The organism is Paraburkholderia sp. SIMBA_054, assembly GCF_046534875.1.
Taxonomy (GTDB): domain Bacteria; phylum Pseudomonadota; class Gammaproteobacteria; order Burkholderiales; family Burkholderiaceae; genus Paraburkholderia; species Paraburkholderia hospita.
This window is the reverse complement of sequence record NZ_JAWRXV010000415.1, coordinates 1-335: the sequence shown is the minus strand read 5'-3', so window position 1 is coordinate 335 and position 335 is coordinate 1. Positions and strand designations below refer to the sequence as shown.

Genomic DNA, 335 nt, shown 5'->3' with positions numbered 1-335 from the left:
GTCCGTTGCCACCAGCACGCGCACGCGACGCTCGCGCAATGCCTTGATCGTGCGGTTACGCGCGCCTTGCGGCAGGTCGCCGTGCAGTGCGGCCGATTCGAAACCGGCGTCGGCGAGACGTCCGGCCAGTTGATCGGCGTCCATCTTGGTTGCCGTGAAGACGATGGCCTGATCGAGGCCTTCGTCACGCAGCAGATGGTCGAGCAGACGGTCCTTGTGATCGCGGTCGTCCACGTAATGGACGGTTTGCGCGATGTTCGTGCGTTGTTCCAGGCGCTGAACGATCTCGATACGCTCCGGATCTTTCAACAGACGGCCCGTCAGCGAACCGATCT

General features: G+C 63.0%; 1 protein-coding gene. It reads right to left on the bottom strand.

Annotated features, from left to right (window positions below):
* Positions 1 to 335 (bottom strand): helicase-related protein (locus tag SB822_RS55720; RefSeq protein ID WP_410858928.1); only part of this gene is annotated, 335 nt, incomplete at both ends.